A 13,771-nucleotide genomic window follows, 5' to 3' on the forward strand; every position below is an offset into this window, starting at 1 on the left:
TAAAAACTGAGATAGAACCTTGCATCAGAACGTCTACTTACCCGAAGAATTTTTGAAAGAAATGGAAGCCATTCTTCCTGACGGCCTCAATATGGAAGACTTTGTCGCCGCGTGTCAACGTCCGCTCCGTAAAAGTATTCGCGTAAACACGTTGAAGATTTCTATCTCAGAGTTTACTCAGCGAGCTCAAGAAAAAGGCTGGCAATTGTCACCCGTACCATGGTGTGAAGAAGGGTTTTGGATCGAGGCTGACGAATCAGAAACCCCACTTGGCAACACGGCAGAACACATGTCCGGCTTGTTCTATATTCAAGAAGCCAGCTCAATGATGCCTGTGTCTGCCTTGTTTCAAGATCAGAATGACGACTTCCTTAGTGTGCTTGACATGGCAGCTGCACCGGGTTCAAAAACCACTCAAATTGCGGCAGAAATGGATAACTTAGGTGTGCTCGTCGCCAATGAGTTCTCATCGAGTAGAGTCAAGGTCTTGCATGCCAATATTGAGCGCTGTGGTGTGCGCAACGCCGCGCTGAGTAATTATGATGGCCGAGTCTTTGGTGGCTGGCTGCCAGAACAGTTTGATGCCGTATTGATTGATGCTCCTTGCTCAGGTGAAGGCACAGTGCGTAAGGATGCAGATGCGATGAAAAACTGGAGCAAAGATTCCGTTTTATCCATCGCTGACACCCAGAAAGATCTAATAGAAAGCGCGTTTTACGCACTTAAGCCTGGCGGTGTTATGGTTTATTCAACGTGTACATTAAGCATCGAAGAAAACCAGCAAGTCTGTTTGCACTTGAAAGAACAGTTTGGTGACCTCGTAGAATTTGAGCCTCTGGATTTTCTCTTCCCTGGTTCAGAGAAAGCGTTGACCGAGGAAGGCTTCCTACATATTTTCCCTCAAATGTATGATTGTGAAGGTTTCTTTGTCGCCAGAATGAAAAAGCTTGGCTCTACTGAAGCACCACAAGTGAAAAAGCGCCTAGGCAAATTCCCATTTGAAAAGGCATCCAACAAAGTTCATCAAGAAATCAGTAAACAGCTGCGTGACAGTTTAGATATCGAGCTTCCCAAAGATTCAGGAGTTTGGATGCGCGACAATGATGTCTGGCTCTTCCCTAACGCACTAGAACCTATGCTTGGTGAATTTCGCTTCTCAAGAATGGGGATTAAAATCGCCGAAGCTCATAAAAAAGGCTACAGATGGCAGCATCAGGTCGCGACAGCGTTAGCCACTGGTCACGAGTCGAACTGCGTCACACTTTCTACTGACGATGCTCGCGAATGGTTTATGGGTAGAGACGTTCGACCAGAGAACCAATCAGGTAAAGGTGAAGTGATTGTTAAACTTGGTAACGATGTGATTGGACTAGGAAAATGGGTTGGGAACCGAGTGAAGAATGGTCTACCTAGAGAGCTAGTACGAGATAAAAATCTATTCTAAACCGCAAAATATTAGTAGGAAATGCCAGAGTTACCTAGCGAAACTGTGATGATGTACTACACTATATCTAATGATAAATCATCGAATATCAATCAGTTAGCGCAGGCTCTGTAAGAGCCCTTCCCCTAGGCCCAAAGCTATATCCGCTTCGGGCCTTTTTTTGACTTCAATTACGAAGCGATGCGAATGCCATCTTTCTCTATCGTAATTTTTCCTTGCTTATATAGACCACCGATTGTTTTCTTGAATGTACCTTTACTGGTGCGAAACGCAGCAAAAATGCTTTCCGGTGATGATTTGTCATTCAAAGGAAGAAAACCGCCTTTCTTTTCAAGTAGATCCAGTACTTTCTGACTCAAATCATCCATCTTAGCAACACCGATTTTCTGTAAAGAAAGGTCTACTTTGCCATCTTCGCGAATACTCTTGATGTACCCTTTGAGTCGTTTACCGACAAACAATTTACCAAAGACGTCGGATTTGAAGATCATTCCCCAATGTTGACCTTCCACAATCGCTTTGTAGCCTAAGTCACTGCGTTCAGCGATAATGAGTTCGACTTGTTGGTTACGTTGGTAGTTAGCAGGCGTTTTGTCCAGCAGCTTATTAAATTTAGTGGTACCGACTATTCTGCCCGACGCCTTGTCGGTATAGACGTATACCAGCACATTCTGTCCTGCTTTAAAGCGCGTGCGTTGCTCACTGAATGGGATAAGCAGATCTTTGCCTTTGATTCCCCAGTCAGCAAAAGCGCCAGTACTGTTTACGCCTTCGATTGTCATCAACCCCCACTCACCGACTTGAGCTATTGGAGTTTCAGTGGTTGCAACCAGCTGATTGTCAGAATCGAAGTACAAAAATGCATCAACAAACTGGCCTACTTCTGTTCCTTCTGGGACAAAGCGATTCGGTAATAAGCTTGTTCCGAAATCACCTGCATCGAGAAATACGCCAAAATCTGCTTTTTTTACTACTTCTAAGTGGTTTATCTGACCAACTTTAATCATTTCAACTGTCTCTTGCTAAATTTGCGGTGATTATACCGAAACTCTGTTATGCTTTCGCCAGATAATTAGAATTTTTTCAGGAGTACTCATTGCTCACCGTTGATAAGCAGGACGGCATCACTCTTAAGATTTCCCACGCTATGGCTTCGTCTAAAAAGTCAGATCTCGACCTCTATTTTTTCATCCCTGGCGAACTCGGCCTAACACCAGATGTACTCAAAGAGAGCGAGATTTACTACGAGTCGATCATTCAAAAAAGAGCCTACTTCAGTGACAAAACCCTGCTTCCACTCGTACACAGTCGATTGGCCAAACGGGGCCGCCTTTCATCAACGCAGTATCGTGTCAGTTTGAGTTTGTTCGCCTATCAGTATGTGATTGCTTTAGACAAAGCAGTAAACGAACTGAACAAACACAATTCCGATGTCATCACGACTGAAGAAGTGGATGAGGTGATTGAACTTGCCTTAGATATCCTGAAAAAACTAAGACGTAGTATTCCTTACGAAGAGAGCCTAAAGCGTTACTATGCCAACATCGACAATTATCTGTCTTGGTACACGGGCCAACGTTTTATGTCTCTCATCGCCCATATGCCACGTGATAGTGACTATAAGACAATCAAAGATCGGCTGTTAGCTATCGTCGAAAAAGAAGCGGCACACCGTAAGCTCAATAACTACAATTCGAAAAGTGTACGTGACGACGTAACGCGACTCAGTAACAAAATGAGATTACTACGCCGTTTGATTGAGCACCCAGTTGTATTAAACGCAAAAACTCAGTCGCTCGGCAAAAATATGAAGCGTGTCGTCAAAGGCTCGGCTACGGGTTTTGTTATGGTTTTCGTTACCATTACCGCCATTCTAGCGCGAGATTATTGGGGTGAAATCACGGTCTCTTTCATCATTCTGATGTCGTTTGTCTACGCTTTGCGTGAGATTTTTAAAGATGATCTTCGCGATGTGATGTGGCGGTGGATACGCAAAGGGCGGCCCAAGTGGCGTAAGTATTACCTAGACCCGACTACAAACAAAGCAGTTGGCCAGAAGCTTGAATGGCTGGACTATAAGAATTTGCTCAAATTGCCTGATCGTATTCAGCTAATACGTAAAAAGCGCGTTGTACAGCGTGAAGAACAGATCCTTCACTATCGTTCAGAAACAGAGATGTCGACCTCTAAGTTTATGAGTGGTTATGAAGAAACTCGCGAATCCATGATGTTGAGCATGCGACCATTTATGCGACTGATGGACAAGGGTTCAAATAAGGTTTACACGCTCAATAATAGCCAAGTCAGTAAAGAATCTGTCGAGAAACGTCATTTGATAAATCTAATTGCCAGAGAAGACAATCACAATGACGAACCCAACTATTATCGTTGGAAAATCGTGCTCAACAGAAACAAAATTGTTGCCATTGAACAGATGGAAGTGGATGACATTAGCCACCCATTCTCTTCAATGACAGAGTAAGCTGGAATTCTGCCATCGGTTCGTCGCCATGTAAGCTTGGGCAGATGGCAGTGATCTTCACTGGCTGATTGATTCGCTCTCCAGACTCCAGTGTTTCATCCAACATTTTGTCAATAAGCGCACCATCATTGCACACAAAGTGGACGTCTCCTTCTGGCCTTTTAAGAAATTGCCCATCAACGGCTTTAAAGGCCAGAGACACTTTATGGCCTCTGTCTTGAGCTTTACTCATCGCCATAAAACCACCTGCCACATCGGCACCAATCGCCAGCACACCAAAGTACATACTATTGAGATGGTTCTTCGTCTTTCTTTTTAGAGGTATTTTGATTTCGACTGAATCAGAATCTAGTTTGAGTATTTTAGGCCGGCACAACCAAATCAATGGTACTTTGAAAAATCCGAAAAGTTTGAGGTACAAATTGGCTTTAGCAAGTGGGGAGAGCATTTCACTGGTCCGACATGTTGTTATATGTTCCTTTAGTTCATAACGAACAAAGGTTGATGTCAACATTTTGTTAACATCAACCTTTTGAAGTTATAGCAAAGTCACCTATTTTTAGGTTACACCGTCACAACAACTTGAATATAAGTATGCTCAATAACATATTCTTGTATTTTATTGTAGTTAGCGAGCCCACTACTCACGATCAATGCCGGCTTATTACTGTGATTTGCAGCTTTGACAGCCATATCAATAAGGTCGATGACAGCTTCGCTCTGAGGATCGAAAAGATGTTCCAATTCCTCGCTAAGCCTGTCGACACCAAGTGTAAACTGAGTAAGATTCTCTAGGTTGATAACTAAGCCGTCAAAGTAATGCAATAAGCGCTCTGAGAGCAATGCTGCGGAAGGTACGTCAACGGTATACAAAACCTTCAACCCGTTTAAACCTCTTGGCAGTCCCTGCTCTGCTAGTAAATCAATAATCTTTGCTGCATCAGACAACGCTCTGACAAAAGGCACAACAATTTCAACTTGAACACCTTGCTGCTGCAATGCATTGATTACCTGACATTCTAGCGCAAATGCAGAACTAAACTTCGTTTGAGCATAGCGAGATACACCGCGTAACCCCAATGCTGGGTTGATTTCTTGTGCTTCAGCTTTCCCACCGAGAAGTGAGCTCAACTCATAACTATCAGCATTACCTAAAGCGACACGCACAGATTGATGGTTGGGCTTAACCGACTGCATAATTCGTTCAGTTAACGTGGCAACGAAATGCTCTTCCATCGACACTTCGCCAAGTATCGCGTCAATTGAGCTGAGTTCAACGTCACTCAGAGTGGACTCAACATTTTTATAGCATGGGTGGTAGAAAATATTTTCTGAGACTAAATCGGAAAGAGAAACAAAGAGGTGCGTGCTTTTTGATGACGATTCTTCACCCGGTATCGCATCACCTAAATTAAGTTCTGAATGCAATTCACCTGAAGTATTAATGCTCATTACTGCTCCGTGCATTTTATTGTTTGATTCTTTCCTGAACATACCGACAGAACCAAAGTAAAACAAGCCCGAGGAGCATTTTTAGTAACTATAAGTGAATAATATTTCACTCACTATAGGTAGACACACTAAGAATACAGATAAGAGGTTTATTCCTACTGACGTTTCCGTTATCTTTACCGCTTCGCAATAAAAAGAACAGGCTATTGTATGCCACTCAAAACCGATGAATTAAGAACCCAGCCACTGGGTCCGATGCCGACTCCGGCTGAGCTTGGAAGCGCCCACCCAATTACGGACGATGTAGCGGAACGCATCGCTGAATCTCGCCGTCAAATTGAAAAAATTCTTATAGGGGAAGATGATCGCTTATTGGTGATTGTCGGCCCATGTTCTGTGCACGATACCGACGCTGCTCTTGACTACGCTAAACGCCTGTCCGACATCCAAGAGCAATACAAAGACGAATTGTTTGTCGTCATGCGAACGTATTTTGAAAAACCTCGTACTGTAGTTGGCTGGAAAGGCCTGATCACAGACCCAAATCTTGATGGTTCTTATGCACTCGAGACGGGTCTTAACAAAGCACGTAAGCTACTTCTAGATATCAACAAGCTAGGTCTTGCGACAGCTACCGAGTTCCTCGACATGATTACTGGTCAGTACATTGCAGACCTAATCACTTGGGGTGCGATTGGCGCACGTACCACTGAGTCTCAGATTCACCGTGAAATGGCGTCAGCGCTTTCCTGCCCTGTGGGTTTCAAGAACGGTACAAACGGCAACATTAAAATTGCGATTGATGCAATCCGCGCTTCTAAAGCCTCTCATTACTTCTATTCACCGGACAAAAATGGTCGCATGACTGTTTATCGCACAAGCGGTAACCCATATGGCCACGTTATCCTTCGTGGTGGTGACAAAGGGCCAAACTTTGATGCTGAATCCGTTGAAGCCGCATGCAAACAGTTGGCTGAATTCGATTTACCTCAGCGCCTTGTGGTTGATTTCAGTCATGCGAACTGTCAAAAGCAGCACCGTAAACAGCTAGACGTTGCGAAAAACATTTGCGAACAAATCACATCTGGCAAGAATCAGATTGCGGGAATCATGGCTGAGAGCTTTATCCTAGAAGGCAATCAACCAATGAAAGACATAAACAACCTGACTTATGGACAGTCAATTACTGACCCATGCCTGAGCTGGGAAGATACTGCTGAAATGCTAGGCCTGTTAGCAAATGCAGTAAAAACACGCGGTTAAACAAGAGGAAATTGAGCAATGCCATCTTTTGATATTGTATCTGAAATCGATACTGTTGAGCTTCGTAATGCAGTGGATAACGCGTCTCGCGAACTGTCGACTCGTTTTGATTTTCGTGGCGTTGAAGCGTCATTTGAAATGCAGAAAGATGAGTCAGTAAGGCTAAATGCAGAGGGCGATTTCCAGTTAAAGCAAATGCGTGACATCCTTCGTTCACATCTAACTAAACGCGGTGTTGATGTAAATGCAATGGAAGCAAAAGGCGAAGAAGCGTCAGGAAAAAAATGGCACCAGTTTGTTGTGTTCAAGCAAGGTATTGACACACCAACAGCGAAAAAGGTCGTAAAAGCGATTAAGGATGCCAAGCTTAAAGTTCAAGCCTCTATACAAGGCGAGAAAGTCCGTGTTACGGGCAAAAAGCGTGATGATCTTCAAGCAACCATTGCGATGATTCGTGAAGCGGATCTTGGGCAACCATTTCAGTACGAGAACTTCCGCGATTAAGTTAATCGGAAGGCCATAAATACCGATAAACCCGCATCATGCGGGTTTATTTTTGCGTTCTATATTGGTGAGATTAAGTACGACCAAGCCTTATGTGCAGATCGCCATTTTTCAACAAATTAAATTGCGATGATTCTGGAGCAACAAAGACCACCACTCTTAACTCGCTCTCTTTAGCTTCCAACAGTTTTTTCGATAAATCTACATCGTCACTATATTCTAACCGTTCCGCATCTCGCCGGATTAAGTCCACATAGTCAAACGGGCACTCCTTACTGTAGAAAACCACTTCGGCTTTTTGCATTAACCTCAGCGCCTTCATCGGCAGTAGCTCAACATCGCTACCAAAGTCGATCCAAGTCGTGCTTCCTTGTTCCTCAGTGCCCGCGTTTAAGGTGTTTCGATAAACGTCTTCTAGTTCATTACGCTCTGATACCAAATCTATTCTTGGATCATCAAAGAAGGATTCCCAAAATTTGCGTCTTAAATCCACAGAGGGTAAATGCTGTTTGATGTCATTTCTTTTTGAAGCGCCAAAGTCAGCAAGTAATGACAAATTTTGAGGCAAGGTTGCTTCAAGTTTCTCACGAATGTTGCGAACTAATACAGGTGATGCCCCCCCACTTGAAATCGCTATCTGAATACGACCTCGATTGATCATTGAAGGGGTAATAAAGTCACAATAAGGTTGGTCATCAACAACGTTAACAAGCAAACCAAGTGCTTTAGCGTCATGGTAAACACGATGGTTTAGTTCTGGGTTATCGGTTGTAGCCCACACTTGAACATATTTTCGGTTAAGCAAGTCGTCAGTATAAAAATTCTGAACCCAGAAACAATCACCTGATTCCACTAAGTTTTGTAGATACGTATCGATTTTGGGTGACACGATCGTTACATTCGCACCAGCCCTAACCAGGCTATCCACTTTACGACAAGCGACCTCTCCCCCTCCAACAACCAAAACGGGTTTATCGGAAAGATTCATAAACAGAGGAAAATACTGCATTTCATTCCTTGAACAATTCAACAACCTATAACAGCAGATACTACCAAAAATGGGGCGTATGTATAAACCCAACAATGACAAACGCATAATTTACCACCAAATTTAATGCTATTTACAGAATTATATTTTATTCATTATCAATTGCCCGAAATGTAAATATTGTGTAAATACTAACTTATAGTGAGTCTCGGCTTTTGCACCATTAGTGTGAAGTCTTGCACTATTTACATTCGATTAACATTTCGTCATTCTAATTACAGATCGGGTTTGTGAGTTCAATCAAAAATCTTTTTAAATTAAACATTTGAGAATTCACCAATCCTTTCCTACGCTTATAAATGGTTGATTTATATACAACTCAAAAGTTGAAGGATCAGCCAATAACTATTGAAACACAACACTTTTTAATTCGTTGTATCAGGTGTTACCTGGTTTAACATGGATCATACAGGAAGGATACAAATGGCGAACAAACTAACACTTCTTGCTTCAGTAGTAGCTGCTTCGACTGCTCTTATGTCTACGAGCGCTTCTGCAGCAGATAGCACTCTGGATAAAGTGACTAAGCAGGGTTTCCTAACTTGTGGTGTAAGTACTGGTCTACCAGGATTCTCTAACCCTAACTCAAAGGGTGAATGGGAAGGCATCGACGTGGAATACTGTCAAGCTCTTGCATCTGCTGTACTTGGTGACAAATCAAAAGTTAAGTATGTGCCTTTAACCGCTAAAGAACGTTTCACCGCTCTACAATCGGGTGAAATTGACGTTTTATCTCGTAACACAACATGGACACTTCACCGCGATACTGCTCTGGGTCTGAACTTTGTAGGTGTTAACTACTACGATGGTCAAGGCTTTATGGTTAAGAAGGATCTTGGCCTTAAGAGTGCAAAAGAACTCGATGGTGCTTCGGTTTGTGTTCAGTCTGGTACAACGACAGAGCTCAACCTAGCTGACTACTTCCGTAATAATGGTATGTCATACAAGCCTGTAGTATTCGATACAGCAGCTCAAACTTCAAAAGGTTTCGATGCAGGTCGTTGTGACGTGCTAACTACAGACCAATCTGGTCTATATGCACTTCGCTTAAACCTTCAAGATCCAAGTTCAGCTGAGGTACTACCAGAAATCATTTCTAAAGAGCCTCTAGGCCCTGTAGTACGTCAAGGCGACGATCAATGGTTCAACATCGCTAAGTGGACGCTTTCAGCAATGGTGAACGCGGAAGAGTACGGCATTTCCTCCAAAAATGCGGATGAGATGCTAAAATCTAAAGATCCAAATGTGAAACGTATTTTGGGTGTGGATGGTCCTAAAGGTAAAGGCCTAGGTATTCGAGACGACTGGGGTTACCAAGTTATTAAGCAAGTGGGTAACTACGGCGAAAGCTTCGAGCGTACTGTTGGTAAGGGTTCTCCACTGCAAATCTCACGTGGTGTAAATGCACTATGGAATGCGGGCGGTTTTATGTACGCTCCACCAATCCGTTAAGCAAAACATAACAACAAAATGGGCGGTGTGAGCCGCCCTTTTTACAAAAAATGGATTTGAGGTTATAGCTGTATGAAACCTACTAATACTGTTGCGTCGAAGACGGATAACGGACCGACTTCTAACGCTAGCCTTTTATACAATCCCACCTTTCGATCGGTCGTATTTCAAATTATTGCGATACTGGCTCTGGTCTTTTTCTTCTACACGATTGTCAATAATGCACTGACTAACTTGGAAGCACGTGGTATTGCCACGGGTTTTGGGTTTCTGACGCAAGAAGCGGGCTTTGGGATTGGCCTAACGCTGATTGAATACGATGAAACTTATTCCTATGGCCGCACATTTATTATCGGCCTCCTAAACACTGCCTTAGTTTCTGTTCTCGGCATTATCCTTGCCACAGTTATAGGCTTTGTTATGGGTATTGCTCGTCTGTCATCAAACTGGCTAGTAAGTCGCCTTGCTGCTGTTTATATTGAGACGTTCCGAAATATCCCTCTTCTTCTACAGATCTTCTTCTGGTATTTCGCTGTCCTACAGGCGCTGCCATCTGCGAGACAGAGCCTCAGTCTAGGCGAAGCCATTTTCTTAAACGTGCGTGGGCTTTATTTCCCATCACCAATTTTTGAAGCTGGCTCATCAATTGTCATTGCTTCATTCGTGATTGGTATCATTGCCACCGTCTTTATCAGTATTTGGGCACGTAACAAGCAACGTCTTACAGGTCAGCAGACACCAATGGGACGAATTGCGTTGGGTTTGATTGTTGTCTTCCCAACTGTGGTCTACTTCCTAATGGGTTCACCTATCTCGGCGGAATATCCTGAACTTAAAGGCTTCAACTTTAAAGGTGGGGTTAGCATCATCCCAGAGCTGGCAGCGCTACTTCTGGCTTTGAGTATCTATACCGCATCATTCATTGCTGAGATTGTACGTTCAGGTATCAATGCCGTTAGCCATGGGCAAACAGAAGCAGCAATGTCACTTGGCCTACCCCGCTCAAGAACATTGAAGCTCGTTATTGTTCCACAAGCACTGCGAATCATCATTCCACCTCTGACAAGCCAATATTTAAACCTGACCAAGAACTCATCTCTTGCGATGGCAATTGGTTACCCAGACTTGGTCTCTGTGTTTGCAGGTACAACGCTCAACCAGACAGGCCAGGCAATTGAAATCATTGCGATGACAATGGCCGTTTACCTATCATTGAGTTTGATTACCTCAGCTCTGATGAATATCTATAACCGTAAAGTTGCTTTGGTGGAGAGATAGCATGAAAGTACATCAATTTCAGCCAGATCTACCACCACCAGCTAATACAGTCGGTGTGGTCGGGTGGCTACGCAAAAACCTATTCAATGGCCCGGTAAACTCTATCCTTACGGTTGTCTTAGCGTATTTAGCGATATCACTTCTGTGGACAGTGTTTGATTGGTCAATCCTTAAAGCAGATTGGGTCGGAACCACACGCGATGCATGTACACGGGATGGAGCATGTTGGGTGTTCATCAGTGTTCGCTGGGAACAGTTCATGTACGGCTTCTACCCTCAGGAAGAGCTGTGGCGCCCTCGCTTATTTTACTTCACGCTAGCCATTTTCACTGTGTTGCTTGCGTATGAGAAAACACCGAAACGTCTTTGGATTTGGCTGTTTTTCGTCAACATCTACCCATTTATTATCGCTGCGCTGTTGTACGGTGGCGTATTTGGGCTAGAAGTTGTAGAAACACACAAATGGGGCGGATTGCTGGTTACGCTAATCATTGCGTTGGTCGGTATCGTTGTGTCTCTGCCTATTGGTGTAGCACTGGCGCTGGGTCGACGTTCAGAAATGCCAATCATTCGAAGCATCTGCACCGTCTACATCGAGATTTGGCGCGGTGTACCGCTCATCACAGTTCTGTTTATGGCGTCAGTAATGCTGCCATTGTTCCTTGCAGAAGGGTCTGAAACCGATAAACTTATCCGCGCTCTCATTGGTGTGGTTATGTTTAGTGCTGCGTATATGGCGGAAGTCGTTCGTGGTGGCCTACAGGCAATACCTAAAGGACAATATGAAGCAGCCGATGCGCTCGGGCTAAGCTACTGGAAGAAAATGGGGCTGATTGTTCTTCCTCAAGCTCTGAAAATTACGATTCCATCAATCGTTAACACCTTTATCGGTTTGTTTAAAGACACAAGTCTAGTACTTATCATTGGTATGTTTGATGTACTAGGTATAGGTCAAGCTGCTAACACTGACCCTGAGTGGTTAGGGTTTGCAACAGAAAGTTATGTATTTGTCGCGTTAGTGTTCTGGGTATTTTGTTTCGGCATGTCGAGATATTCGATTTGGCTAGAAAACAAACTTCATACCGGTCACAAACGATAATCAGAAAGCTCAAGGACGTATTATGACGCAACAACAAGATTACATGATCCAGATTAAGGATATGAACAAGTGGTACGGAGAGTTTCACGTACTAAAAAACATCAATCTTGATGTTAAAAAAGGCGAAAAAATCGTTATTTGTGGCCCGTCGGGCTCAGGTAAGTCGACTATGATTCGCTGCATCAACCGCTTGGAAGAGCACCAAAAAGGTCAAATCATTGTATCAGGCAATGAGCTTACTGAAGATTTGAAGAATATAGAGGCAGTACGCCGAGAAGTAGGCATGTGTTTCCAACACTTTAACCTCTTCCCTCACCTGACCGTTCTGGAAAACTGCACATTGGCGCTAATTTGGGTGAAGAAGATGCCTAAGGAAGAAGCCAAAGCGATTGCAATGAAGTACCTAGAGCGGGTTAAGATCCCAGATCAAGCAGAGAAATACCCAGGTCAGCTGTCTGGTGGTCAGCAACAACGTGTGGCTATCGCTCGTTCATTATGCATGAGCCCACAAGTAATGCTGTTTGACGAACCAACGTCTGCACTTGACCCAGAAATGGTACGTGAAGTATTGGATGTTATGGTAGAACTCGCTGAAGAAGGGATGACCATGCTCTGTGTAACTCACGAGATGGGTTTTGCGAAAGAAGTGGCTGACCGAGTTATCTTTATGGATGCTGGCGAGATAATTGAAGAGAACAATCCTGTCGATTTCTTCGAAAATCCTCAGTCAGATAGAACACAAAACTTCCTTGCTCAAATCTTAAGTCACTAAGAAAAAAGAGCAAATTTTTAAAGAGGCGATTTAGATCGCCTCTTTTTATTTGTTATATTGTGTTACATCTTTCAAAATACATAACTTTGTATTTCTATTATCATTTACTCTACTGCATGCATTGATAGGGCTTGATTTTTTCATTGTTCGCCCTCATAAATGTAGTTATAAACATAAAACCTTTACGAGGAAGATTATGAACAGTCCTATGTTTACCCGCACTTCGAATCAAGAAAGTGCTCTACAAACCAATAAGGTATTGCGTAACACCTACGCTCTACTTTCTATGACGCTCTTATGGTCAGCGGTTGTTGCTGGTGTATCTATGGCGATGAATCTACCTCGCCCAGGTATCATCATTATGCTTGTTGGCTTCTATGGCCTACTTTACTTGACTGAAAAGAACCGTAACAACAGCATGGGTATCGTGTTTACATTTGTGTTTACCGGTTTCCTTGGTTACACCATTGGCCCTCTTCTGAATGCTTATATTGGCGCAGGTATGGGTGATGTGGTTCTAACGGCTCTTGGCGGTACAGCGCTTTCATTCATGGCCGCTTCTGCATATGCTCTGACAACGAAGCGTGATCTGTCTATGATGGGCGGTTTGATGCTTTCGCTATTCGTTGTACTAGTGGTAGGTATGATTGCAAGCTTCTTCATTCAGTCAACAATCCTACACTTGGCTCTAAGCAGCTTGTTCATTGTGTTCTCTACGATGGCAATTCTGATGACAACTCAGGGTATCATCCGTGGTGGTGAGACTAACTACATCTCTGCAACGGTTACTCTGTACGTATCTATCTACAACATCTTCATCAGCCTACTTAGCATTCTAGGCATCATGAATGACGATTAATTCGTAGACACAAATTGATTAAATTAAGCCCGGAAGGTGAAACTTCCGGGCTTTTTCTTTTCCTACATATTGTTGTCCCAACCTAAGCTGCGCTACCCTATTCCATATCTGAGTTTTT

General features: G+C 43.4%; 13 protein-coding genes. 9 read left to right on the plus strand and 4 right to left on the minus strand.

Annotation, left to right across the window (positions count from 1 at the left end):
* Nucleotides 1-19: 19 nt before the first annotated feature.
* Nucleotides 20-1,444 carry a 16S rRNA (cytosine(1407)-C(5))-methyltransferase RsmF gene (rsmF, locus tag QMA41_RS02410; RefSeq protein ID WP_281628751.1) on the plus strand — a complete coding sequence of 475 codons (1,425 nt, stop codon included), beginning with the start codon at nt 20-22 and terminating at the stop codon, nt 1,442-1,444.
* 170 nt (nt 1,445-1,614) lie between these two features.
* Here the strand turns inward: rsmF and QMA41_RS02415 are convergent, their stop codons facing one another.
* The gene (locus tag QMA41_RS02415; RefSeq protein ID WP_021456328.1) at nt 1,615-2,451 is read right to left on the minus strand and encodes a S1-like domain-containing RNA-binding protein; all 837 of its coding nucleotides are present in this window, start codon (nt 2,449-2,451) and stop codon (nt 1,615-1,617) included.
* 89 nt (nt 2,452-2,540) lie between these two features.
* Between QMA41_RS02415 and QMA41_RS02420 the strand changes: the two genes are divergently transcribed.
* Entirely contained in the window at nt 2,541-3,926 is a 1,386-nt protein-coding gene (locus QMA41_RS02420; RefSeq protein WP_006962129.1) for a hypothetical protein, read from the plus strand.
* On the opposite strand, the gene QMA41_RS02425 is transcribed toward QMA41_RS02420, so the two are convergent.
* Nucleotides 3,895-4,374, minus strand: coding sequence for a DUF4442 domain-containing protein (locus QMA41_RS02425; RefSeq protein ID WP_019276483.1), 480 nt, complete (start codon nt 4,372-4,374; stop codon nt 3,895-3,897). The genes QMA41_RS02420 and QMA41_RS02425 overlap by 32 nt on opposite strands.
* 116 nt (nt 4,375-4,490) lie before the next feature.
* Complete coding sequence (locus QMA41_RS02430) at nt 4,491-5,378, minus strand: putative PEP-binding protein (RefSeq protein WP_281628752.1); 888 nt, start codon at nt 5,376-5,378, stop codon at nt 4,491-4,493.
* A gap of 210 nt (nt 5,379-5,588) precedes the next feature.
* On the opposite strand from QMA41_RS02430, the gene QMA41_RS02435 reads away from it, so the two are divergent.
* Nucleotides 5,589-6,641 carry a 3-deoxy-7-phosphoheptulonate synthase gene (locus QMA41_RS02435; RefSeq protein WP_281628753.1) on the plus strand — a complete coding sequence of 351 codons (1,053 nt, stop codon included), beginning with the start codon at nt 5,589-5,591 and terminating at the stop codon, nt 6,639-6,641.
* 18 nt (nt 6,642-6,659) lie between these two features.
* Complete coding sequence (locus QMA41_RS02440) at nt 6,660-7,145, plus strand: YajQ family cyclic di-GMP-binding protein (RefSeq protein WP_019276936.1); 486 nt, start codon at nt 6,660-6,662, stop codon at nt 7,143-7,145.
* Nucleotides 7,146-7,218: 73 nt separating this feature from the next.
* Here QMA41_RS02440 and QMA41_RS02445 read toward each other — a convergent pair whose 3' ends face one another.
* Nucleotides 7,219-8,154 (minus strand): NAD(P)-dependent oxidoreductase, encoded by a 936-nt coding sequence (locus tag QMA41_RS02445; protein WP_281628754.1) that lies wholly within the window; start codon nt 8,152-8,154, stop codon nt 7,219-7,221.
* 462 nt (nt 8,155-8,616) lie between these two features.
* Between QMA41_RS02445 and QMA41_RS02450 the strand changes: the two genes are divergently transcribed.
* The 5 genes from QMA41_RS02450 (at nt 8,617) to QMA41_RS02470 (ending at nt 13,653) form a co-directional block, all read left to right on the plus strand.
* Nucleotides 8,617-9,645, plus strand: coding sequence for an amino acid ABC transporter substrate-binding protein (locus tag QMA41_RS02450; protein WP_006962123.1), 1,029 nt, complete (start codon nt 8,617-8,619; stop codon nt 9,643-9,645).
* 72 nt (nt 9,646-9,717) lie between these two features.
* The gene (locus tag QMA41_RS02455) at nt 9,718-10,923 is read left to right on the plus strand and encodes an amino acid ABC transporter permease (RefSeq protein ID WP_038163946.1); all 1,206 of its coding nucleotides are present in this window, start codon (nt 9,718-9,720) and stop codon (nt 10,921-10,923) included.
* Nucleotide 10,924: 1 nt separating this feature from the next.
* Complete coding sequence (locus QMA41_RS02460) at nt 10,925-12,022, plus strand: amino acid ABC transporter permease (RefSeq protein WP_019276939.1); 1,098 nt, start codon at nt 10,925-10,927, stop codon at nt 12,020-12,022.
* Nucleotides 12,023-12,044: 22 nt separating this feature from the next.
* Nucleotides 12,045-12,794: an amino acid ABC transporter ATP-binding protein gene (locus tag QMA41_RS02465; protein WP_006962120.1), complete on the plus strand. Its 750-nt coding sequence runs from the start codon at nt 12,045-12,047 to the stop codon at nt 12,792-12,794.
* A 196-nt stretch (nt 12,795-12,990) separates the two neighbouring features.
* Nucleotides 12,991-13,653: a Bax inhibitor-1/YccA family protein gene (locus tag QMA41_RS02470; protein WP_019274588.1), complete on the plus strand. Its 663-nt coding sequence runs from the start codon at nt 12,991-12,993 to the stop codon at nt 13,651-13,653.
* The last annotated feature ends 118 nt before the right edge of the window (nt 13,654-13,771 follow it).

The organism is Vibrio sp. St2 (genome assembly GCF_947311885.1).
GTDB lineage: Bacteria > Pseudomonadota > Gammaproteobacteria > Enterobacterales > Vibrionaceae > Vibrio > Vibrio coralliilyticus.